This window comes from Flavobacterium johnsoniae (assembly GCF_030388325.1).
GTDB lineage: Bacteria > Bacteroidota > Bacteroidia > Flavobacteriales > Flavobacteriaceae > Flavobacterium > Flavobacterium johnsoniae_C.
This window is the reverse complement of the sequence record NZ_CP103794.1, coordinates 4,541,498-4,566,364: the sequence shown is the minus strand read 5'-3', so window position 1 is coordinate 4,566,364 and position 24,867 is coordinate 4,541,498. Positions and strand designations below refer to the sequence as shown.

General features: G+C 32.8%; 13 protein-coding genes. 5 read left to right on the top strand and 8 right to left on the bottom strand.

The window, feature by feature from the left end:
- Window position 1: 1 nt before the first annotated feature.
- From NYQ10_RS19310 to NYQ10_RS19275, 8 genes are all read right to left on the bottom strand, one after another.
- A complete protein-coding gene (locus NYQ10_RS19310; RefSeq protein ID WP_289877866.1) occupies window positions 2–1,978 on the bottom strand; it encodes a TlpA family protein disulfide reductase in 1,977 nt (658 codons plus the stop codon).
- A gap of 11 nt (window positions 1,979–1,989) precedes the next feature.
- The gene (locus NYQ10_RS19305) at window positions 1,990–3,345 is read right to left on the bottom strand and encodes a RagB/SusD family nutrient uptake outer membrane protein (protein ID WP_289877865.1); all 1,356 of its coding nucleotides are present in this window, start codon (window positions 3,343–3,345) and stop codon (window positions 1,990–1,992) included.
- 17 nt (window positions 3,346–3,362) lie between these two features.
- Window positions 3,363–6,923 (bottom strand): SusC/RagA family TonB-linked outer membrane protein, encoded by a 3,561-nt coding sequence (locus NYQ10_RS19300; protein WP_289877864.1) that lies wholly within the window; start codon window positions 6,921–6,923, stop codon window positions 3,363–3,365.
- A 176-nt stretch (window positions 6,924–7,099) separates the two neighbouring features.
- Window positions 7,100–8,161, bottom strand: coding sequence for a FecR family protein (locus NYQ10_RS19295; RefSeq protein ID WP_289877863.1), 1,062 nt, complete (start codon window positions 8,159–8,161; stop codon window positions 7,100–7,102).
- A 75-nt stretch (window positions 8,162–8,236) separates the two neighbouring features.
- Complete coding sequence (locus NYQ10_RS19290; protein ID WP_289877862.1) at window positions 8,237–8,782, bottom strand: RNA polymerase sigma factor; 546 nt, start codon at window positions 8,780–8,782, stop codon at window positions 8,237–8,239.
- 295 nt (window positions 8,783–9,077) lie between these two features.
- Window positions 9,078–9,860: a 4'-phosphopantetheinyl transferase family protein gene (locus NYQ10_RS19285; protein WP_289877860.1), complete on the bottom strand. Its 783-nt coding sequence runs from the start codon at window positions 9,858–9,860 to the stop codon at window positions 9,078–9,080.
- Window positions 9,847–13,857: a non-ribosomal peptide synthetase gene (locus NYQ10_RS19280; protein ID WP_289877859.1), complete on the bottom strand. Its 4,011-nt coding sequence runs from the start codon at window positions 13,855–13,857 to the stop codon at window positions 9,847–9,849. Before NYQ10_RS19280 ends, NYQ10_RS19285 begins: the two co-directional genes overlap by 14 nt.
- A 75-nt stretch (window positions 13,858–13,932) precedes the next feature.
- On the bottom strand, window positions 13,933–19,236 hold the full coding sequence (locus NYQ10_RS19275) for a polyketide synthase (protein ID WP_289877857.1): 5,304 nt from the start codon (window positions 19,234–19,236) through the stop codon (window positions 13,933–13,935).
- A 918-nt stretch (window positions 19,237–20,154) separates the two neighbouring features.
- Between NYQ10_RS19275 and NYQ10_RS19270 the strand changes: the two genes are divergently transcribed.
- The 5 genes from NYQ10_RS19270 (at window position 20,155) to NYQ10_RS19250 (ending at window position 24,839) form a co-directional block, all read left to right on the top strand.
- Window positions 20,155–20,676, top strand: a complete 522-nt coding sequence (locus NYQ10_RS19270; protein WP_289877855.1) for a T9SS type A sorting domain-containing protein — start codon at window positions 20,155–20,157, stop codon at window positions 20,674–20,676.
- Between the two features lie 13 nt (window positions 20,677–20,689).
- Window positions 20,690–21,418, top strand: coding sequence for a hypothetical protein (locus tag NYQ10_RS19265; RefSeq protein ID WP_289877853.1), 729 nt, complete (start codon window positions 20,690–20,692; stop codon window positions 21,416–21,418).
- Window positions 21,415–23,601, top strand: coding sequence for a hypothetical protein (locus NYQ10_RS19260; protein ID WP_289877852.1), 2,187 nt, complete (start codon window positions 21,415–21,417; stop codon window positions 23,599–23,601). Before NYQ10_RS19265 ends, NYQ10_RS19260 begins: the two co-directional genes overlap by 4 nt.
- Before the next feature lie 733 nt (window positions 23,602–24,334).
- Entirely contained in the window at window positions 24,335–24,565 is a 231-nt protein-coding gene (locus tag NYQ10_RS19255) for a helix-turn-helix transcriptional regulator (protein WP_144219045.1), read from the top strand.
- 70 nt (window positions 24,566–24,635) lie between these two features.
- Window positions 24,636–24,839: a helix-turn-helix domain-containing protein gene (locus NYQ10_RS19250; protein WP_184162524.1), complete on the top strand. Its 204-nt coding sequence runs from the start codon at window positions 24,636–24,638 to the stop codon at window positions 24,837–24,839.
- Window positions 24,840–24,867: the final 28 nt, after the last annotated feature.

Below are 24,867 nucleotides of genomic sequence, written 5' to 3'. Positions count from 1 at the left end.
ATTATTCGCTTTTTAAAGCATTAATAACGTTTGTAAGTTCATCAACTAACTGTCCTGGATTTCCAGAATAACCTTCAGATGTAAAACGGATTTTTCCGTCTTTGATGACAACTTTTCTAGGAATTCCGCTTGATTTAAAGATTTGAGCATAGTTGGTAAAAGAAGCATTATTTGTTCCACCACCTTTTTTAACTAAATCAAAATAAGTAGTGATTTTTAGACCTTTTTCTTTAAGATAAGCTAAAGCTTCTTTTTTATAACCTTCTTTAGTTTCTTGAGTACTGATAAAATTAATTTCGACTTGTTTGTCTTCTTTAAAATTGTTTACCAATTGTTGCATTGCTGGAAACGCTTTTTTACAAGGTCCGCACCAAGTTGCCCAAAAATCAATTACAATAATTTTTCCGCTGTTTAAAGCTAAATCTTTTGTTTTTCCGTCTGCAGATTGCACTTTAATTGCAGGAGCTGCGATATCAATCAAGGCAATTTTTTCTTCTGCTTTGTTTTCTTTTTTCAATTGTTCTAAGTAAGCAGGAAAATCAGCTTCTTTTTTACCTTCTTTCAAAAACCATTCTTTTAGTTTTGCAGTTGAAGCTTCTGATAAAGTATTTGCTCTTGCGGCGTTTTTTAGAACCTCGATAATTGGTTTATTGAATGCTTCTAAAGCTTTGATATGAATATCGTTGATACTTGCTTTTTCGTAACGTTTTTCAAAAGGAAGCAATTCGAAAGTTTCTAGAACTTCTTTGTATTTTTTCAAAATATCGTACATACGAATCTGAATTACCAATTCGTTGTTAAGCTGATTTTTTGCATTTTCAGTTGCCTGATTTGGCGACCAGTAAATTCCCTGCATGTAAGACATGTCGTTTACTTTTTTCTGCATTTGCTGAATCATTGGTACTGCCATAGTTTCGATAACCGCAGGATCAACTACTTTTAAATACAATGCTTTCGAAATATTTTGATGATAAGCATCGTTTAGATTAGCAAAATTCATTGTCGGAATCATTGACAAAATCGTTTTGTAATCTTTGTTTTCGAAATAGTAAGTAAACTGCATTTTGGCAATATTATCATAGAAGTACTGCTGTGATGGCGGAACTTCAGAACTGTATGGAAAATCAGCCAAAAACTGCGTCATTACTTTGTTTCTTTCTGCAGCATCGGCAATCGGCATAATTTTTTGATACGCTTTTTGTCTTACAAAAGCTCCTTTTGGAAATTGTTTTGTGATTACAGTTTCAAGAGAATCAGCCTTTGTTTTATTCTTTAAATCGAATAAATAAATGTGGTGTACTTTTGTGTACACTTCTTCAGGAAGTCCTTTCATGTTTTTCGTAAAGTCACCCAAAAATTTACTTCCCAATTCTTCGAATTTTTCAGGTTTCTGTTTTTTCAAAACATCAAAATAAGTATCAAAAAATTCAGGAAATCTATTTCCGTTAGCTGAAACTTCCTTTTTTAACCAATATTCTGTAGCATCTCCATCAATAGAAAAATCTTTAAAATAACCGCCAAACTGACCATTGAAATCTTTGTTTCTAAAAGTAGCCCAAGCCAAATCTGCTCCAGGCATTTTTACTTTTGGCTCTTTAAAAGCAACCAACATATATCCTGTGTCTTGATTTGTATCGGTAACTAAACCATTTTCTGTATTGCCATAGAATTTGAAAGCCATAAAAGCACAGTTTTTTGGAACTGTAAAATCGGCGCTGTAAACAGCGCCATTTTTTTTCATTTTAAGATCTTCGATTTGCCATCTGTAATCGTTGAAAACATAGGCATAACCGCTGATATTTTTCACGTTTTCTAATGGTCCGCCTTTTGGATCGTAAGTCATGCTGAAAGTTAATCCAGGAGTTGGAATGTCGACCATTCCTTGTAATCTCGATTTAACTTCTTGACTTGTAACTTGTAAGGTAAAGGCGCAGAACGCCAATACCAATAATTTGATATTTTTAATTTTTGTAAACATTGTAAGTTTTTTTATTTCCCTAACTCAGGGCTTAAATCGATATAATTTTGATTGATTGGGAATACATAACCATCGCTGTTTGGCGCAAGAGTGTAAGTCTGACCTTTAAAAACTCTGGTATATGTTTTTTGATAAACTGGATCTAAGTTTAAACGTCGCTGATCAAACCAACGGAAGCCACGTCCGATGAATTCTTTTCTTCTTTCAGCTAAAACCAAATCTAAAGCTTCCTTGTTTGTTGTTGCCGAAACAGTATAAGCTGTTCCCGATTTAAAACGTTTTGCTCTTAGAATATTTAGGTAGTTTACCGCTTCTGCAATTTTTCCTGATCTTGCATAACATTCAGCAGCAATTAAATACATTTCAGGAACAGAAACTCCGATATTAATTCCGTTTGTATAGCTGTAAGTGTATATTCCGAAACCTCTTCCAGTGTAAGTAGGATAGAAGCTAGTTCCTGGAGCTGTGTAATAATTGTAACGTAAATCATTGGCTCCAAAACTATTTAAAAGCTCTGTGGATAATGGCGCTCCGTTATAAGTCAAAAGCAACGTTTTTGAGAATATAACTTCAGGATTCTGAATTAAAACTGGATAACTGTAAGCTGTAGCTAATGATTTAAAATCAATTAAACTGTTTTGCATCTGTAAAGCTTTATCAGCATTTTCAAGACTCAATTGATATTGTCCCATTAACAAATACGTTCTTGCAAGCAATGCATAAACGGCTCTTTTTGAAGGAAGCACATTGAATTGAGGATCGTTTTGAATGCCATTATCCAAAGCACTTTTTAAATCTGATATAATCTGATCGTAAACTTGCCCAACTGTATTTCTTTCTAAAGAAGAAAATAATTCTGGTTTTAATAATAGCGGAACTGCTTTTTCTGAATTCGCAGAAGTTGGATCAAATTGTGGTCCGTAAGTATTTACCAACTGTAAGTAAGCAAATGCTCTGTGAACGTAAGCTTCAGCAGTGATTTCTTTTTTCTCTGCGTCTGTTCCTTTTTCACTGCCCATTACGCCATCTAGAATTACATTGCTGTAATACACCGCTTTGTATAATCCTGTCCAGTCTGAATCGCCTTGAGAAGGATCGTATATTCTGTCTTGCCAAGTGTAACTGTTACCCCAAATAGTAGTAACTCCATTTTGATACGTTGTTGGAAATTCAACATCATCATTTGCAATAAGATAAATTCCTCCAGAAGAAGTCATATCGTTATAATTGTTTGCCAAAGCTCTGTAATCAGAGGTGTATTTTAAAATTCTGTTGTTTCCAACCTGTTCCACTTCAACATAATCTCGGCATGAGTTTAGTAAAAGTAAAGGGAGGAATATATATAATGTAGATTTTAGAAATTTCATAAGTCTATTTTTTAAAATTAAAAACTGAAATTAAACTGTAATGTATAGTTGCGTTGTGGCGCAAGTGTATTATAGTTACCGTTTGATAGGTATTGTGGATCGATTCCTAAATCATTTTTAACCCATAATAACCCTAAATTTCTAGCCGCAAAATTGAAACTTAACGACTTAATAAATGTTTTTTGTAACCATTCTGATGGTACATTATATCCTAATGAAACCTGCTGCAATCTGATATTGTCTGCTGGAAGTACATTAATATCTGCATATTGATAACGGTTTAAGCTGTTGTAGCTGATATTTGTTAAACCAGGTACATTTGTAGTAGCTTCGTCTCCAGCTTGTCTCCATCTTTGTGCAACAAGTTCATCTTTAGCAACAGCTCCATATTGTACTCCAGAATAAGAAGGATAATTTTGTAATACTGTATTTCTAAATACGTGTCCAGCGTAATAAGTCATCTGTACTCCTAATCTGAAATTTTTAAAAGAGAAATCATTCATAAATCCTCCAAAATAAGGAGCAAATGAAGTTCCCATTTTTTTCAGGTCGTCTTTATCAATTGATGCAATACCTTGATTAGAAGTTACAATTGTGCCGTCTTTTTTATAAACTTGAGATTGTCCGGTTGCATCTAAACCAGCCCATTTGTAAGCATAGATTGTTCCGATACTTGTTCCAACCATTGGTGATGAACCAAAATACTGATTGGTGCTATTTAATACATATCGAGAGTCTGTAACTTCATTAGTATTATAAGAGAAATTTATACTACTGTTCCATTTAAAAGCCGCATTTATTACAGTTCCCGAAAGAGATGCATCTACGCCGTGTCCTTTTAGAGTTGCTGTATTATAATTTACATAAGACCATCCGTAAGTTGGATTGAAAGGAAGATTTGCTAAAATATCTTCAGTTTTTTTATAATAGAAATCAACACTTCCTCTTAAACGATTATTGAAGAAACCGTAATCTAAACCGTAATTTAACGTTGTTGTTGTTTCCCATTTAATTTCAGGATTTTCTGGTATCGAGATAGAAGCTGTTGGCAATTGCGTATTAAAATCTACACTTCCGATACTAATTACAGGACTTTGGCTTCCAAATCCGCCGCTTGGAGAACTTCCGCCTTTACCATAAGTAATTCTAAAAGCTAAATTGCTCAGCCAGTTTACATCTCTTAAGAAAAATTCTTTATTAATATCCCATTTACCTCCTGCAGACCAAAGTGGCAATGCTCTATTTTTTCTAGAAGCTCCAATTATGTTTGCATCATCAAAACGAATACTTCCTGAAACATGGTAACGGTTCATAAAATCATAAGAACCCAATCCGTAGTAAGATAAATAACGACTTCTTGATATACTGATACTATTATCAGAAGTTCCAATCATACTTTGCCATCCGTAAACCGTATTGTAATAAACTGTTGGGTTTACAGATTGTCCAGAATTAGTGTCAATATTATATCCGTAATATCTTTGGCTAGAACCTTCTCTGCGTTCTTCTCTAACTTCTGTACCCGCTAAGAAATGTAAACTATTATTTTCGTTAAAATTCTTATTGATATTCATTTGAAAACGCATACTTTGATTATCGTTGTTAGTGTTCGTATTATATAAATAAGATCCCAACGGTATACCATAAACTAGTTTTCCAGCTGTATTAACAGATGTTGCCTGGTTAATCATATTTCGAGTATAATAACTATCTAACTCGCTTAACGATTTGGTTTTGTTTGTAATAGAAGTATACATTCCAGATGCTTCAAAGTTTAACCAATTTGTAACAGTTGCTGTTAAACTTGCATTTAATCTGATATTTGCACCTTTTGTTATTACATTAGAATAATTTAGTTCATCTAAAAAATTGTAAGACCAAGGCAGATATCCTTTTGCTTCAAATCCTTTAGAAACTTCTGGTCTAAAAAGATAATAACGATCAATTCCGTTTCCGTTTTCATCGGCAATCATATCGTAAGGACGTAAAGCCGTAGCCGATACATTAGACAAAGCTTCGTTTGCAACTGTATTAGTTTGATACGTTGTTGGAACGTAATTAATTCCTGTGTTTAACTTTAAGAAGCTTTTAAGCTGAAAAGAGTTGTTTAATGTAATGTTATAAGATTTAGAATCATTTCCTTGCATTGCTGCTTGATCCTTATTATATCCTAAAGACAAATAATACGTGCTTTTTTCATTTCCTCCATTTATGGATAAATCATATTGAGTTGTAAGTGAATTTCTTAACAAATATCTGTTTATCTGTCCTAAATTATCATTTTGTCCAAGTTGTGCCAACAATTGATCTCTTTGAGCAACAGTGATTTCACCTCTTTTTTGTCTAAACATTATTTCTTGTGCAGCACTCGGATTAAGCGCCTGCCAGTTTGAAATATTGTCAACAACGAATCCGCCATTTACAAGGTCTTTTTCGTAATCAATATATTGAGCAGTATTCATAACGCGAAGTTTTCCCAAATCGATTTTTTCTCCAACGCTTGTAGTGGTGTTAAAATTGATTGTTGGCTCGCCTTTTTTACCTTTTTTGGTTGTAATGACAATAACTCCATTTGCAGCCATTGATCCCCAAATTGAACTTGCAGCAGCATCTTTTAAAACGGTAATGCTTTCTACATCGTCTGGGTTAAGAAAACTTAAAATAGAAGATCCCGGAACACCTCTTTTAGAGAAGGCGAAATCTTCTCTAGATTGCGGAAAACCATCAATAACTATCAACGGCGATCCCGTTCCGCTAAAATTATTAGTTCCTCGAACACTGATAGAACCAGTTCTTGGATCGACATTTACACCTGCCATTTTTCCTTCTAATCTTGACTGAATGTCAACTGTTGGAACTTCTGCCAATTCTTTTGCAGTCATTACGCCAATTGCTCCAGTAACTCTTTCTTTCGGAATTTCAGTATAACCATTTGATACTGGGATTTCTACAGAATGAAGTTCCATAACATCTGGTACTAATGTTGCGTCAATAACTCTTTTATTGTTTACAGCAACTGTAACGGTTTTAAAACCTAAAGAACTGAAAACAATAGTATCATAAGGAGAAACTCTCATTCTATATTCTCCTTCTTTTCTGGTAATATCCCAGTTTTGTTTTCCTTTTAAGATTACGTTTACACCAATAAGCGGAGCGCCTTTTTTATCGGTAACTTTTCCTGTTAGTTCATATTCTAATTGTTCTGCTTTCTTTTTATTTCTTTTTACAACAACTTGTTTATCAATAATATCAAAAGTTAAATTATTGCTTTTTAAGGCGTTGTTTAAGATTTCTTCTATAGTTGCGTCTTTATCCAAAGTAATGGTATTGGCAGACTTTAAAACGTCATCATTATAGAAAAAGACATAATTAGTCTGTTTTTCTAAAGTAGAAAAAACTTCAGTTAGCGGAGTGTTCTTGAAACGAACATGTATTTTATTTTGTCCTAAAGAAGGGTTCGCATATAAACTACACATACTTATCCAGATAAATGCAGTAACAGATCTCATAAGCAGCAGATATAGGTAATAGTGGTATCGTCCAGAAAAATACTTTTCTGAATTATGTTTTTTATTCATAATTTTGTTTTGAATTTAAGAGTTAGTCAATTAGCGTTGACTACCGTTCTACAATGCCAAAAGATGGTTCCAACATCTTTTGGTTTTTTTTTGGTTAGTTTTTACAAATAAGGTTGATATGTTTATTTTTGGTTTTATATCATAGGCATTTACGGTTTTTGAATTGATTTTTTTATTTATTTAATTGTAATAGTTCTTTGGTTTGCGTTAACAGTACAGCTGTTATTTGTAATGCTGGATAATGTATTTGCCAGCGAATTAAGATTTTCATTTAATGCGAAAGAACCCGAATAATTAGCATCCAGATTTAGGTTTGATCCCTTAATGAATTCTATTTTATAATATTTTGAAAGCTTGCTCAAAATGGTATTCAAAGACTGACTTTTGAAAGTAAAATAACCTTCTCGCCAAGACAGAATCGAAGCAACATCTTTATGTTCTACTTTTAGCTGTTTTTTATCTTTATTGATTGTAGCAATCATTCCTGGTGTCAAATCTTCCTGAAGCTCCTGATTGTTTAAGAATCCTTTTTTGTTGTAAGTAATTCTAACTTTTCCTTGCAATAAAGCCGTTTGCACCGTTTCATCTTCTGGATAAGAACTCACATTGAAAACCGTTCCAAGCACTCTTACATTGCATTCTTTTGTTTTTACAAAGAATGGTTTGGCTTTGTTATGAGCCACATCAAAAGCGGCTTCACCAGTTAGGTATACTTCACGAATAGATCCATCAAACTGAGTCGGATAAATTAGCGAAGAACCCGAGTTTAGCCAAACAGTTGTTCCGTCAGTCAAAACGATTTGTGTTCTTTTACCGTAAGGAACTCTAACCGTATTAAAAGCCGAAGCGCTATTAGAATTTGTGTTTATTGCTTGTTGACCAACAGTAACTTTTTCGCCGTTTTTTCCGTAGCTAATTACAGTACTATCTTCCACCGAAATAGTTTTCTGATCTTGCAAGACAAGAGAAATATTCTCTAAATCTAGGTTTGATTCTGTCGATTTAGAATTTTGGGCAAATTGCTCTAATGCTGTTAGAGGTTTGGCGCTTTCTGATGAATTCTGATTCATAAATAAAGCGACTAATAAAACGACACTCGCAGCAGCTCCGTAAGCAAGAAATCTTTTCTTTTTCCTGCGTCTAGATTCTTTTTGCTGAAGTTCGATCAGTCCGTGACGAATTTGATTCTTTAAAGAATCTTTTTCATCGTTCGATATTTTGTTAAAATTAATTTGCAAGGCGATGTTTTTATGGGGTATATAATACTAAGAGAACAACTCTTGTAAAACATAGACATAAAAAATAACCTTTTTTTAAAGTTTTTTTCTGAGTTCTTTCAAACATCTGTATATCAGTGTTCTACAAGACTCGATAGAAATGTCTAAAATAGATGCAATTTCTTCATAAGGTTTGTCTTCATTAAATCTGTAGAACAATGCTTTGCGTTGCTTTTCGGTAAGTTCCTGCATTGCAAAAGCCAGTTTGGAATTTAGGGCAGTATTATTTTCTTCTTCGATTAAGGTGTCTTCAAAAGAAAGTTCTTTTAGTATAACCGAATCATAATCAGAACTTAAAGAAAATATTTTTTGAGATGCTTTATTCTTTTTGAAAACATTTCTCTGGGTAATTTTAAACAAATACGATTTTACATTTACATTTTCGGCGAGACCGCTTCTGTATTTGTAAATGTCTAAGAAAACATCATGAATCGCATCTTTGGCAAGAGATTCTTCGTTAGTATATTGTAAAGCAAAAGTAAGTAAAACATCAGCATAGATATCATACAGCTTTTCAAAGGCGGTAATATCACCTTTTTTTATCTGTTGCCATAATAAAATATCTGTTGAGGTATTCTCCATTTAAGGAATAAAATTGCTATTGTTTTTTGAAACAAATCTATAACTTTTATCAGTAAATGGAATAATTTTTCGATTATTTCGCATGATTTTCAAAGATATGGTCAAAATAATGGCGATAATTTTGTTAAAATTGGTTTTTGAGTTGCTTTGCAAATAGCTAACATTCATAAAAGTGAAAAAGAAAAATCGATATAGTATTTATTTAACATAAAGCAAATAAAAAAAGCCACTTAATAAAGCAGCTTTTAAATCTGATATTTAATTTTTTTTTATTTCATAGAATGAAGAAATGATGCTATTTGACCATTTCTAACAATGAAAATATATTTTGCGATACATTATACAAATTTATGTTTACAGAAGTTGTTGGCAAACCTTCAAAAGCTATCGCGCCCAAATAATCATCTGCTAGATCAAAACTTCTTACTTGCCAGTTTTGAGAGTTTTTTATTAATGAAAAATCAAGATTATGTTCGCCATCAAGACAAGGAATGTATTTAAAATCTTCGTCGATACCTTTTCCTAAAGCTTTAACAAAGGCTTCTTTTCTTGTCCATAAAGTGTAAAAAGTATTTTTTTTATCATTGGCATTCTCAATTATTTTTGTTTCATCATCGTTAAAAACATCTGGCAGCATACTTGTAAAGTTGAAATCTTTGCTCATATATTCAATATCTAAACCTACTTTTTTTCTAGAAACCGCAATCGTTGCAAAGTCTTCTGAGTGAGAAATATTAAAATGCAGCCAAGGATGCGAAGCTAAATACGGTTTTTTATTAAAGTCATAATCAAGATAAATGTTTTTGATATTTAGTTTTGTATAAGCTGCTAAAATGAGCTTTAAAATAGATCGGTAGATGATAAATCTATCTTTGTCAATTTCTTTATAATATCTTTTGACTCTTTTGAGTTCAATAGAATTTAGAAATTGAGATAAATCTGATTTCATATCCATGAAATTGGGCAAATAAATAGTGTAAATAACAATATCATCACTATCTAAAGAATACCCTTTTTCTGGACTAAAATCAACACCTTTTATCTCTAAAAACGAAATAGAGAGCTTAGAGGTTTTCATGGTTTTCATCTAGTATATCTTGAAGTAATCTCGCTAAAACTTTGTCATTTGGCGGAGCAACAATGTTGAGGTGATTTCCTGAAATGCTATGAATTGTAACACCACCTAAAGCCGCTTTTTTCCATCCTAAATGCGTCGGATCTAATTTGTAATTTTCATCATCTTTTGATCGGAATAAATCCACTCTAAAATTTTGAGGTTTAAGATGATAGAGATCAACAATTTTTTTCACCATACGATCGGCTTCAATAAATTGCTGCAATGCTAATTCTTCTTGCTCGGTCATTTCGACTTTTTTTCCAAAATGTCTTTGCAGTATATATTCTCTTTTTCCATTAATACGCATTTTGAAAGCTTTCCAGCTTAATAACATTTCCTTTAAAAAGTCTAATCTTTTATGAGTTAAATCGAAGTATCTTACAAGTTGTTTTCTTCTGTAACTTCCATAATAATAAGAAGAATCAACATAAGAATCGAGTAGGCCAGTTAAGCTTACTTCTTTTCCTTGTTCTTTCAATTGGCGTGTCATTTCAAAAGCAACAATACCTCCAAAAGAAAAACCAGCCAAAGCATAAGGACCTTTCGGATTTACTTTGATAATAGCATCAATGTAATGCGCAGCCATAGCTTCAATTGATTCATACCATCCGTCAAAACCTTTTGGTTTAGTACCTTGAATTCCGTAAATAGGCTGATCTTCATCAAAATGTTTACTCAAATTCATAAAGTTTAAAACATTCAATCCTGCTCCATGAATTATGAAAAGAGGCACTTTGTTTCCAGCAGGTTTTATCGGAACTAAACAATCAGAATAAATTTCTGTTCCTGTGTTTAATAGTTTAGCAAATTTCTCAACCGTTGAATATTTGAATAGAGAAGACAACGGAATTCGGATTCCAGTATGTTTTTCAATTTCAATCATCACTTTAACACCTTTTATCGAATGTCCGCCCATTTCGAAGAAATCACTAAAAATATCTATGTTCTCTAGATTTAAGCTTTCTTTCCAGATCGTCGCTACAATATTTTCTTCTTCAGTGCGAGGTGCCGTATAAGAGATTTTTTTATTGGCTTTGTATTTTGCTAATTCCTTACGATCAATTTTACCGTTTAAAGTTGTTGGTATTTTTTCGATTATATTAAAATCGTGAGGCATTAATTGCGCTGGTAATCGAGTGCTTAAAGTTTCTCGCCAAGAAGCAACTAGACTTTCAGCTTCTTCTATGCTTGTTTCTGGAACAATGTGAGCGATTAAGAAATTTTCATCGGCTAGAACTACGGCAGATTTTATGCCGTCTAATAACATTAATGCTTGTTCAACTTCTCCAGGTTCTATACGGTGACCTCTAATTTTAACTTGCTGATCTAGACGTCCTAAACATTCTATTTCATTGTTTGGAAGTAATTTTCCTAAATCACCCGTACGATACATTATATCTTCTTTGTTTGAAGAAAATCTATTCGAAATGAATTTTTCTGATGAAAGTTCTGGTCTGTTCCAATAACCTTTTGCAACACCATCGCCACCAATAACAATCTCTCCGATATTTCCAGGCGCAACAAGTTGACCTTGGGTATCAATTAAATAAATTTGAGTATTTCCAATCGGTTTTCCAATGGTAATCAATTTATCTTCGGCTTTTATTTGTTTTACAGACGACCATATCGTAGTTTCTGTAGGGCCATAAACATTCCAAAGCGTATCGCATTTAGATAGAAGTTCGTTGGCAAGATCTACTGGCATTGCTTCACCGCCGCATAATGCTTTAAGTGGCAGTTTTTCAGACCATCCAGAATCTAAAAGCATTGACCAAGTTGTTGGAGTTGCTTGCAGGAAATTAATATTTTCTTTCTTTACCAAATCAAGTAAAAGTCTTCCGTCTCTTGCCGTTTCTTGATCAGCCAGTATCAATGTCGCGCCTTTCATCAATGGTAAATACAGTTCTAATCCAGCAATATCAAAAGAAATTGTTGTGATAGAAAGTAATCGGTCATTTTCGCTAATACCTGGCTCCAATGCCATGCTGCAAAGAAAGTTTACTAAATTTTTATGCGTAATTGGAACACCTTTCGGATTTCCTGTTGATCCCGATGTATAAAGAATATAAGCGTTATTTTCTGAATTAACCATAAACGGAAGCGGTAATGCAGAATACTTATTTAATGTTTCTGTAGCATCTTCTATAAAAAGTGTTTGCGGCCATGATGGCAAAGATGCAAACAGGGTTTTAGTAGTCAATAAAACTCTTGCATTAGAATCTTTAAGCATAAATTCTAAACGCTCTTTTGGATAATCCGGATCTAATGGCAAATAGGCTGCACCACATTGCATAATAGCAAGTAATGCATATAGTAATTCTGGACTTCTAGGAAAAGATACGGCAATAAAATCGCCAGATTGAACGCCTTGATCTTTCAGATAATGCGCCATTTGATTTACCTTTTCGTGTAATTCTTTATAAGTAGTTTTTAATTCATGAAATTCTACGGCTGTTTTATTTGGTGTAATTTCTGCTTGTTTTCTAAGTAACTCTGTTAGAGTAATATCAGGATAAGCCATTTCGGTATTATTTAATTCAGCATAATCTGCTAAATAATTACCGCCAACAATATCAGACAATGGACTTGTAGGATTTACAATGACTTCCTTAATGATTTCTTCAAAAGAAGCCATCATTTTTGTTATAGTTTCTGGTTTGAATAAAGTCGTGTTGTAAGTCCATTGAAATGAAGGACCGCTTTTAGCTCTAAAAATATGCAGCTGAATCTCAAACGTTCCGTACTCTCTAGGATTTGGCTTAAAGCTATGAGTAAGACCTTTGTATGAAAAATCATCTTCGATAGTTCTGCTTAAATCTACAGTAAGAATAACCGGAACCAGAGGAATTCTAGACGGATCTCTCGCAATAGCGAAACTCTTTAAAAGATGCCCAAAAGTAACTTGCTGATGTTCGTAAGCATCAAATAATTGGGTATTTCTTTGTTTTAAATAGTCAAGAAAGCTAATGTCAGAATTGATTTTACTGCGAAGAGGAAGAAGATTTACACAATCTCCAATAAGCTGTTTCATACCGTATAATGTATTTCCAGAAGAAGGAAAACCTACTACTAGATCATTTTGTCCGGTAAGTTTGCATAGAAAAATCTCAAAAGCGGCAAGTAAAGTCGTAACTAAACTGCTGCTCGTTTTTATTCCGATATTTTTTAATTCACTAATAATAGCATCATCAAAAGCAAAATCAAGACGGCTGCTGTTGTATGTTCTTAATGAAGGTCTTACAAAGTCGATTGGTAATTCGATAGTTGGAACAGATTCTTTATAAATATCAATCCAAAAATCTTCTAATGGTTTGTAATCGCTGCTTTCCATAAAAGAATTTATCTTTTCGGCAAATTCACTAAATTTTTCTGGAGCATGCAGTTCGTATTCTTTGTTTTCAAGATAAGCAGAATACAGTACGCCGAGTTCTTCTAGAATGATATCGATACTTAGTCCATCGCCTACAATATGATGAATTGTTAATGTCGCAATTGTTTCAAATTCATCAATTTTAAGCAAATTAACTCTAAATAATGGACCGCTTACTAGATCAAAAAGCTCGCTAACTTGTTCTCTAATATGTTTGTCTATAGAAGATTCTTTTTCAATTGGAGGCGCTTCAGAAAGATCATTTTGAGAAACTTTGATGTTGTAATCTTTATAAATACACATAAAGCGACCGTCTGGACTAAAAGAAGATCTAAGAGCTTCATGACGATCGATTAAAGTTTTTACAGCTTTCTCAAAAATCTCAATGATTAAATTTCCTTTAAAATTTATCGATACAGATAAGTTGTAAGCCTTGTTAGCATCAATCCCGCCAAAAATGCAATCAGTCCATATTTCCTGCTGCGAATTTGTGGTATGAATTACTCTTTCGATTTCAGGGGAAAATGGATTAAATTGAATTTTAGTTTCAGCTTCCATTTCTATTTGTATTTGAGGTTGATTTTTCATTTTGCACCTATTTTAAATGTAATTGCAATTTTTAATTGGTAATTTAAAATATTAACTATCTTTTTTTTTCGATTCTTATAGCTTAATCTTAACGAAACTTCCGTTCTCATTTGGATCTTCTATAAACCATGCAGGATTTCCGCTTTCATCTCTTCCGAGTTTGCTTCCTTGCACTGGCGGTTCATTTGATTTTATCGTATATTTCTTTTCATAATTGTTGTTTTCAAATCGCTCTTGATCATGAAATGCCGAAATATTCGCAGAATTTCCGTTAGTTTTTGCAGAACCATTGGTTTCGGGTTTGAGTTCATTGTTGAATTTAGAAACATCAAAATTTTCTGCTTTTAGATTTACAAATGAAGAATTTCCGTTTACAGAAGTACTTTGAAAATTCTGTAGCTGATCTACTTTCTGACTCAAAAGCTGAATCTGCTGAACAATTTGTTCTAAAGAAATCTGACTTTGATTTGATGATAATTGTGTACCGTTTTGTGAAACTTTTGGAGTCGCAACATTTTCTACAACTTTTTCGACTTCTTTTACTACAGCTGTAACTTCTTGAGGAAGATTAAGTTCTATATAATCTGCTAGAAGCGAAGGAGTTGAGTAAGTTTCGTTTAATTGTCTAAAAGTAATTGGCAAATCAAACTCTTTTTTCAGTTTACCTGATAATTGCGTAAGCGATAAAGAATCTAAACCTAACTCTAAGAAAGTATTTGAAGAAGACTCCGATTCATACACTATTCCAGATGCATTTTTTATAATATCTGAAATTTTAGAAAGAATTTCGTCTTTTCTAGAATGTTGAGAATCGGCTGTTTTATTTTCTGTTTCTATTGAAATAATTGGTGTTTCAGAAACAACTTCTTTTTGAGGAACTATTGTTTCTACAATGCCTAAAGGTTCGATCCAACAAGGTTTACGGTCAAAAATATAATTTGGCAATTCTATTTTTTGTCTTTGTTGCTGACCGTAAAATGATTTCCAGTCAGGATTTATGCCTCGTAACCATAATTCGCCCAACGCAGTTAATAATGTAGTGTATTCATTATCATTTTCATCTTTAGGGAAATTGATACTCGGAAATGCAGGTATAATTTTACCAGCAGCCTGCTGACGCGCCAAAGTAATCAAAGTTTGTCCAGGACCAACTTCTAATAAAACAAAATCTTCTAGTTCGAATGCTGTGTCCATTGCATCCGCAAAATGAACCGTGTTTTTTAACTGATTTACCCAATAAGTCGGATCTGTAGCTTCTGTATCGGTAAGCCAAGTTCCTGTTGCAGTCGAAATAATTGGTAATCTAGGAATATTCAATTTTATTTTTTCTAACTCATTTCTAAAGTCATCCAAAATCGGTTCCATCATAAAAGAGTGGAAGGCATGACTTGTGTTAAGAAGTCTATTTGGAATTTCTTTAGCTTCAAGTTCTTGATTAAAGCTTGCGATATCTTCTTTTTTTCCAGATACAACACAAAACTGTTTTGAGTTTATAGCCGCAATAGAAAGTGTATCTGGTTTTAATTCATTCAATGTTTCTACTGGCACACGAACAATCAGCATCGATCCGCCTGGCAATTGGCTGATTAATCTTCCTCTTACAGCGACAATATGCAATGCATCTTTTAGATTTAAAATTCCGGCTAAATGTGCTGCAGCAAACTCTCCTATACTATGACCACAAAGGAAAGTTGGTTTTATTCCCCAGCTCATCCATAATTGCGCTAAAGCATATTCGGTAACAAACAAAGAAGGTTGCGTTAAACGAGTATTTCTAAGAAGTTCTTCTGCATCAGTAAAATGGTCTTTCGGGTAAAGAACTTCACGAATATCTAATCCTAATTCTGCCATTAACATCTCGGCACATTTGTCTACGGCTTCGCGATAAACTTTTTCGTTATCGTAAAGCGTTTTGCCCATTTGCAAGTATTGTGATCCTTGTCCAGGGAAAAGAAATCCTAATTCGCTAGGCACACTTTTTAATATTGAAGATTTAGTATTTTTGGCTTTTAATGAAATTAATTTTTCAGCCGCATCTGTTGTAGAATCGGCAAGTAGAAAACTTCTATGATTAAAATCGTCTCTTGTAATGTTTAAAGAATAAGCAATATCTGCTAAAGGTGTTTCTTTAGATTTATCAATAAAATGACCTAATGTATTTTCATAGCCTAACAAACTATTTTGACTTTTTGCAGACCACATTAAAATATCCATTGGTCTTCCAGTTGAAGAAGGTATAGGTTCTTTGTCATATTCTTCAACAATAACATGAACATTTGTGCTTCCAATTCCAAAAGAACTAACTCCAGCTCTTCTGATTCCATCAGATTTCCATTCTATTAATTTATTATTGATATAAAAAGGACTATTATCAAAATCAATGTTAGGATTTGGTTTTTCAAAATTCACCATTGGCGGTATTTGTTTATGACGCATGGCTAATAATACTTTTATTAATCCAGCGACACCAGCAGCAGCCGTCGTGTGCCCCATATTGCTTTTTATAGATCCTAAAGCACAATAGTTGTTTTTTTCTTGTTTTCCGTAAGCAATTTTAAGACCTTCAATTTCTATAGGATCTCCAATTGGCGTTGCAGTACCGTGCGCTTCCATGTAAGAAATTGTAGAAGGCGAAATTTGCGCATCATTAAATGCATTAATTATAGCGCCAGCCTGACCTTTTGGACTTGGAGCCATAAAACTTCCTTTGTCTCCGCCATCATTATTTACACCAACACCTTTAATTACACCATAAATGATATCGCCATCTTTTTCTGCTTCTTCTAATCTTTTAAGCAAAACAACTCCAGCGCCATCGCTAAAAACGGTTCCTTTTCCAGAAGCTTCAAAAGAACGAGTAGAACCATCAGGACTTTTTATAAAACCTTCGTCATAAAGATGTCCGCTATTTATAGGACAAGTTACGCTCGATCCGCCTGCAAGAGCTACATCGCACATTCCGGTTCTGATTGCTTTTACAGCTTCGGCAACAGCCAATAAAGAAGTAGAACAAGCAGAGTGAACACTTACAGAAGGTCCTTTTAAATTTAAATGGTAAGAAGTACGCGGTGCAATAAAGTCTTTTCCGTTGACAGTATAAATTTGTAATTCTCCGATCGAACTTTTTAGTTCTTTGTTCGAAAAAATATTGTTTTCGTAATAGGTATTGATTTCGCTTCCAGAATAAACGCCAATGCTTCCTTTATAATGTTTAGGAAGATGTCCAGCTTGTTCTAGTGCTTCAAATGAAATTTCTAAAAATACTCTGATTTGCGGATCCATTGCTGCGGCAAGCTGCGGATTTAATCCGAAGAAACTTGGGTCGAATGTTTTTGCAGAAGGCAAAACTCCTCTTGCACCAATATAAAGCGGATCATTTCGAAGACTTTCTGGCAAACTGCTGTCTAGTTCTTCTTTTGTAAATAATGAAATAGTTTCTTTACCATCTCTAAGATTTTCCCACAATTCTTCTATCGTATCAGAACCAGGAAATCTTCCTGCCATACCAATTACGGCAATATCTGCAGAGCCTCCATAATGATTTGGTGCTTTAAATTCAAATGATTCTTCTGTGCCATTTTGTTCTTCTAAAATAGAAGCAAGTTCTTTTATTGTTGGATGAATATAGATTTTTGAAACAGGAACATCTACAGATAAAAGCTGTTTCATAGATGTTGTTACTTTTTGAGCAAGAATAGAACTTCCTCCAATATCAAAGAAATCATCGTCAATGCCTATTTCTGTTATTTTTAATTCTTCGCTCCAGATTTTTGCAATCTCTTTTTCTAATTTAGTAGTTGGTTTTTTATAAAGAACAGCAGAATCTGATCTGGTATTTTCTGGAAGAGGAAGATTCTTTTTATCGATTTTTCCGTTTGGTGTTATTGGAAATTCTTCAACCCAAATATATTTTGATGGAATTAAAATATCTGGTAAAACTTTAGAAAGCGCTTCTTGAATCTGTTTTTCATCTCCAGATTCTCCGCTGGTTTTCAGATAAGCTACTAGTTTATCTTCATTTCCAAAATGTCTGCTTACAATTACGGCAGATTGTTTAATGCCAGAAATTGTATTTAAAGTTGCTTCGATTTCGCCCAATTCAATTCGGTGTCCTCTAAGTTTTACTTGATGATCGATACGGCCTAAACATTGCAATTCGCCATTCGGAAGTAATTTTCCTAAATCACCAGTGCGGTAAAGAATAGAATCTTTTTTATCTGAAAACGGATTTTGGATGAATTTTTCAGCAGTAAGTTCGTCACGTTTCCAATAACCTTCTGCAACTCCGTCTCCGCCAATTACAATTTCTCCGATTTCTCCATCTTCAACAACTTTACGATTTTCATCTAATAAATAAATCTGCGTGTTTGCAATAGGAAATCCAATTGTAATTAATTCGTCTTCGGCTTTAATTTGTTTTACGGCAGACCAAATCGTGGTTTCAGTCGGGCCATACATATTCCAAAGAGAATTACATCTTGCAGTTAAAGAACGTGCAAGATTTAAAGGCATAGCTTCTCCGCCGCAAAGAGCTTTTATAGGAAGAGGCGTATTCCAGCCAAAATCTAAAAGCAATTGCCATGTAGTTGGTGTAGCCTGTAATATTGTGATTTCTTTTTTCTGTAAAAGATTGAATAAAAGCTGACCGTCGCGTGTAGTTTCGTAATCAGCAAAAACTACAGACGCACCTTTAATTAATGGTAAAAATAATTCTAATCCTGCAATATCAAATGAGATGGTTGTAATCGATAACAGTTTATCTGCTGGTTCAATACCTGGCTCAATTGCCATGCTAAAAAGAAAGTTTACTAAATTTTTGTGCGTTACAGTTACACCTTTTGGTTTTCCGGTAGAACCAGAAGTATACATTATATAAGCAACTTTTTCTGGTGCAACCGTAATTGATAGTGGTGTAGAAGGATATTGTTCTAATGAAGATAATATATCCTCAATTAATATAGTTTTTGAACTTTTTGGTAAAGAATGAGAAAGAGATTCTGTAGTAAGCAAAAATGCGGCTTCAGAATCTTCAAGCATAAATTCTAGTCTTTCTGTTGGAAATTTAGGATCCAATGGTAAATAAGCCGCTCCGCATTGCAAAATAGCCAAAAGTGAAGCAATTAAATTGGGGCTTCTGTCCATCGATACTGCAACAAATTGTCCAGGACTTAATCCTTGCGCTAAAAAATAATTCGCTATCTGATTAGTCTTATTTGCTAATGATGCATATGTAATCTTTTCATCACCAAATTCTAATGCTATATCACTTGGTGATTTTTCCGCTTGCAGAGCAAAAAGTTCATGGAGGGCATTTTTTGGATACACCATCTTTGCTCCATTTATCTCTTTGTCTGAATTGTCATTGTTAGATCTTTTCATTTTAATTGTCTTAAAATTAAAGTTGAGTAAAATAAAATGGTAATATTGGCGTTGGACTAAAAAAAGAAACAAGACTTTTAATCGTGTTTTTTTTAATTATTTAGCGGAATAAGATTACATTTTTCATTAAAGCTTTGTTCGCTTATCAATTACTTCATGTAAGAATTTAATTAGTTTTGGCCTTTATTTTATTTCTATGTTTAAATAGATTTTATCACTTATTATTCAATAAGATGATCAAAAAAAGGAAAAATATTTCAGTAAAACGCGCATTTTCTATATAAAGCCATTATTCTCGATGAATGGCATATTTTGAATTGAATAGGACAAGTTTTATTAAAAAATATGAAGTAGAATTTCAAAACTAATTTTTGTCTTAATTGCCTCCTTTTGATGTTTATTTAGTCCTTTCTAAAGCACTTTTCACTTCTTTTCGTCTCTTATTCTTTTACTAAAATCTACTAAAAGTGATCAATTGTACAAATCAGGACGAAATATCCTTAATAAGGAAATTTAAATATTTGTAAATCAATTAGATAGAAAGTGTTTGAGTGAATTATTTATGATTTTAATGGTTAAATATTATCAAATTCAGATAATATAAGTACCTGTATTAAAAATTAAATAAAAAGCATGGATGTGTATAATTAAACAAATAAATCGTCGTTATTTTGTAAATCTTCCTACTAAAGATTAAAAGCCAAAGAATATTTAGTGTTACAATTTATCTGAATCGGATTGTGATTTTCAAAATGGCGAATCAAAAATTTTAAGCGTTTTTTTAACTTTTTCAATGTAAGTAAATAGTCACTAAAATACTACATTATATGCAGATTATCGGAAATAAGTTTTATTATATCGATTATTTTTTGAAATTAAATATTTTTGCACTATAAAATAATCTAAGAATAATAAACTGTGAAGTATCCGCGCTTGAGACATATAAACCTAATCATTATAATGATGTTTTTCGTTCCTTTTGTAGGAATTAGTCAAAGTAATGATAATTTAATGGAAACTATAATTACGTCTGGAAACAATGCAACGGGAACTTCTGGAACAGTAGCTTATTCAATCGGGCAAGTATTTTACACTTATATGGGAGTGGATGCCGTTTACAATGTAGCTCAAGGAATTCAACAGCAAGTTAAAGACGAAACATTAGACACCCCAGATGTAGAAGAACCTGCTAAAGCTGAAATGTTTGTTTACCCAAATCCGACCGCAGACTTTGTTAATATAAGTATGAATGGAATAGAATTGGAAGGTGGACAGCGATCGTACAGACTTTACGATATCCAAGCAAGGCTTTTAAAACAAAATACAATCAATCAAGCTGATACCCAAGTCAGTTTAAATAATCTTAGCCCATCTATATATATACTTGTAGTATATGTGGATAATAAGATTTTGAAATCATTTAAAATAATTAAAAATTAAAACGGAAGATCTAATGAAACTGGCACATACCCTCATATTATTATTTATAACTGTATCGCTTAAGGTATTTGCACAATCACCTGAAAAAATGAGTTATCAGGCAATCATTCGTGCACAAGATAATAGCTTGGTTGTTAATTCGAAGATAAGCCTAAAAGTGATTGTGCATCAAAGCACCGCAACGGGAACCGTTGTTTATCAGGAAACACATTCTCCAACTACAAACGCGAATGGTTTGGTTTCTTTAGAAATAGGAACTGGAACTATTGTAACAGGTGATTTTAGTAAAATAGCTTGGGATAAAGGTCCTTATTATATAGAAACACAAGTGGATGTAAAAGGAGGAAGTAATTTTAATATTACTGGAGTTACACAACTTTTAAGTGTTCCGTATGCTTTGTATGCTAAAACTGCGGGAGGAACTTCAAGCACTCCGTTTAGATCTGCTATCGTGGCATTTACTTCTTCAAGAAATATTGCTGCTGGTGATGTAAATAATACAATAGAGTGTACAACAGCATCAACTTTGACTTTAACAGCAGATTTTGGAAGCATGGCAGTTGGTGAAACCATTAACTTAGAAGCTCACAATGGTGCAGTGTTGACGGTACAGGCAGCTTCTGGAGTTACACTAAATTACACTGCATCAGGAAGCGCTAAATTTACAAGTACAGCTGGAAACGTGAGATTTGGATTTCTTAGAAAAACGGGAACAAACTCCTATATTATATCAGGACAATGAAACATTTAATTTATTTTTTACTTCTTTCAACGGTTGGTTTTTCTCAGAATTATCATTATGCAATAGATGAGGCTCCGGTTAAAACAACTCCTGAAACACCAGTTGTAAACAATCAAGTTGAAGAAACAGCTTATTTTAGTGCTTATTTGTTGCCTTTAACGCAAAAAGCAACTATTCAGCAAGCATTGGATAAATATGGTGCTGTAAGATTAGAAAAAGGTGATTATTCTGGTGTTAATATTGTCATGAAAAGTAATCAGAGATTATATGGGCATCCAACACAAAGCAGAATTTCTGCCGTTACAATTGCTGCAGGTAGTACAGGCATAGTTTTAGAATCTGTTGCGCCTGTAGATCAAACAATTACATTGCAATCTGGCGGATTAATTTCTAATATTACTTTTAAATCAATTAAATGGGCAACTTTAGTAGGTACAAATGTAATGCTGGAGAACAATACATTTATTAATATGAGCGGACCTATTAGAATTGATTGCAGTCAGTCTGGTTATATTAGGAATACTAAAATTATCAAACACCAATCACAAGGTGGTTCTAATATGTTGGTTCTGAAAGGAAATAGCAGTACACCGAGTTATGGTAATGTAAGTTTGCATACAAATTTCCTTACTCCTCATGGAAATACTACTGATATTGATGGTTTACGTTCGCTTACTTTTGTAGGTTTAGATGCTGAAGGATGGAATCTTGCTGGAGAAGGAACAAAAGCAATGATTAGTGCTAATAATGTAGGAAACGTAAAAATAACAGCTTTTAATGGTGCTAATAGTTATTCTGCCGTTAAAACACCATCTTTTGATATTGATGCTGCGAATGTTTTCTTTTTAGATAAGGCGATGAATTTTCCAACAGATGTTTTGTCTACGAGAGCCAATATGTTTGTAGTTAATGGAGCAGGAACTTATGTGAGAAAATCAGGAACTGTAACAGGATTTGATTTGCAAGGAAACCTAAACGGAAGCAATACAGTAAAGTATAATGGTGTTGAACAGGTAGCGGCAATATCTAACTCTACAATATTGGCAAATCTTAGTAGTTCTATTTTAGGAACTAAATATACTCCGTGGGCTAGACCATCATGGGAAACTTTGCCAGATCCTCTGGGAGCGAATTGGAAAACAAATAGGATAGGTAAACCTGATCAGACAAGTTATCTTCAAAATTTAATCAATACTAAAGGAGTGGCTGACTTGCCTGAAGGAATCTTTTATATCGGTTCTACTTTAAAACTTCCTGTAGATTCTAATCATGGTATTGTAGGTCAAGGTACAGGTAAAACAGTTATCGTGGGCTTAACAGATGATTTTCCTTTAATCTCTCTTACAGGCGGACAAGATGCTAACTTTATTTTAAGTTACTTGACGCTTCAAGGCGGGAGTGTTGGAGTATATGCGTCGCAAGATTACGGATCTCAGCATATGTCTTATGAAAGCATGAAATTTGTAGTTTTTAGAGATCAAAATTATGGTATACAATTAAAGGAAATTAAAGGATTTGACAATAACTTCCTTGATAATCTAGGATTTGTGAATTGTAATATTGGATTCTTTCAAAATCCTCGTACTCCTTATGCCAACGATATTGATACTTCTAGCTTTGTTGACAAAACAATGTTCTATAAAAATCAATTTATAAATTGCGGTACATCGGTTTCTATGCTAGCAACAAGAGCAGATAATTTAGATGCATGGGTAGACTGCAAGTTTGATGGCGGTAAAATAGCGCTTGCTTTAAATGCGCAAAATGCTCCTTTAGCAGCAAATTGTGATTTTACAAATTTTACAGGTACAAATATTATAACAAGTAATGTTTTCTGTATTTATAATTCTAAAATATATAATAATAGAATTACGGGTTCAACATTTAATTCAATTAGTACCAATATTGAGGGATGCCAATTTTTAGACAATTCTCCAATGTTTTCTCCGGTTGTATATAACACCTTAAATAATCATATTGTAAATTCAACAATTACAGGAAATGTGGTAACTAATATTCCTGCAAATAAAGGATACGGATTAGAATCTGCTGTATATGTGAATAGCACATTTTTATCGAATCCAACATTAAGCAAATTGCTAGTTAATGTAAAATCAGGTGTTCCAACAGTAATAATTAATTCATCATCAGATTCATATCCTCAATTTTTGGTTACACAATAAATAAAGTATTGTTAGCATTGTTTTTTTTAGCAAAATTAAGTTAGAAGATTTTGATAAACTAAAGACGTTAATATAATATAAAGAATAAAGGTTCAATTTAAGATAGCTTAAATTGAACCTTTTTTGCTTCAGTAGAGATTAATTTTTCCTTTAGAAGATTTATTTACGCTCTAAATGGTCGAGATAAAACTAGATGTATTTAATGATTTTCTGCTTTATTAAATTGATCTGTAAAATGCATTAAATGACTTTATCTTCAAATACATCGTTTTTCTTAAATGCAGTTTTATTTTAAATTGTTAGATCGTCATTCTGAGATAATTTAATTCCTATTTCATTTTCTAATATTTTTCGTGCGAAAATCCAGTGATTTAGGGCTTTTGCATAGGTAAAACTACGTGGTTGTTATCTTATAAAATATATTTTTCGGTCATTTTTGACCTAATCTAGAAGCCGTAAAACTCAACATGGTGTATTTTATCGGATTTTAAAATCCGTTGAACAGATTTATTATTATATGGTCAAAACATTCTATATTTTTGATCGAAAATTAAAATGAATGATAAAGAAAAACTGTCATTTAGCTTTAAACGTTGTTAATAATTGAATAGTTACTGTTAAAAGGTGATTTATTTACAAATAATAAGGCGAATGTAATTTGAAACCTTTTAGAGTTTTATTTTATGATGACAGTAGCTTTAAAATATGAATTATTTATACTTTTTTATTTTTTATGAAATATAGTGTATACGAAAATATTAGAAAAATAAGAGAATTAAAAAACTTCACCCGAGAGTACGTAGCTGCGGAATTAAAAATGAGCACCAGCGGTTACGGGAAAATCGAAAGAGGTGATGTTGATTTAACAGTTTCTAAATTGATAGAAATTTCAAAAGTTTTAGAGGTCTCAATTGAGTTCATATTTAAATTCGATGTTTCCATTTTTTTTAGTGAAACTAGATGATATTTCTTGGGTAATTTATTAATTATTAAAGTTATAAAGCTAATAGGTTAAAATAAAAAAAAATAAAATCATGGAAAATTACTACTTAAAGATTAAAGAGTATCGGTTGCAGAATAATCATACTCCTGAATATGTAGCTATTCAAATGGAAATGAGTGTAAAAACATACGAGAAAATCGAAAACGGAATGGTCGACCTTAAGTTGTCAAAACTAGATCGATTAGTTAAGATTCTTGGCATCAAAAAAAGTCAAATTTTTCAATTAGAAAATTAAAATTTTAGATATAATCATTCTATTTTTT

Coding starts and splice junctions, on each gene's coding strand:
- NYQ10_RS19310 (WP_289877866.1), bottom strand. CDS start 1,978: ATGTTTACAAAAATTAAAAATATCAAATTATTGGTATTGGCGTTCTGC.
- NYQ10_RS19305 (WP_289877865.1), bottom strand. CDS start 3,345: ATGAAATTTCTAAAATCTACATTATATATATTCCTCCCTTTACTTTTA.
- NYQ10_RS19300 (WP_289877864.1), bottom strand. CDS start 6,923: ATGAATAAAAAACATAATTCAGAAAAGTATTTTTCTGGACGATACCAC.
- NYQ10_RS19290 (WP_289877862.1), bottom strand. CDS start 8,782: ATGGAGAATACCTCAACAGATATTTTATTATGGCAACAGATAAAAAAA.
- NYQ10_RS19285 (WP_289877860.1), bottom strand. CDS start 9,860: ATGAAAACCTCTAAGCTCTCTATTTCGTTTTTAGAGATAAAAGGTGTT.
- NYQ10_RS19280 (WP_289877859.1), bottom strand. CDS start 13,857: ATGAAAAATCAACCTCAAATACAAATAGAAATGGAAGCTGAAACTAAA.
- NYQ10_RS19275 (WP_289877857.1), bottom strand. CDS start 19,236: ATGAAAAGATCTAACAATGACAATTCAGACAAAGAGATAAATGGAGCA.
- NYQ10_RS19265 (WP_289877853.1), top strand. CDS start 20,690: ATGAAACTGGCACATACCCTCATATTATTATTTATAACTGTATCGCTT.
- NYQ10_RS19260 (WP_289877852.1), top strand. CDS start 21,415: ATGAAACATTTAATTTATTTTTTACTTCTTTCAACGGTTGGTTTTTCT.
- NYQ10_RS19255 (WP_144219045.1), top strand. CDS start 24,335: ATGAAATATAGTGTATACGAAAATATTAGAAAAATAAGAGAATTAAAA.
- NYQ10_RS19250 (WP_184162524.1), top strand. CDS start 24,636: ATGGAAAATTACTACTTAAAGATTAAAGAGTATCGGTTGCAGAATAAT.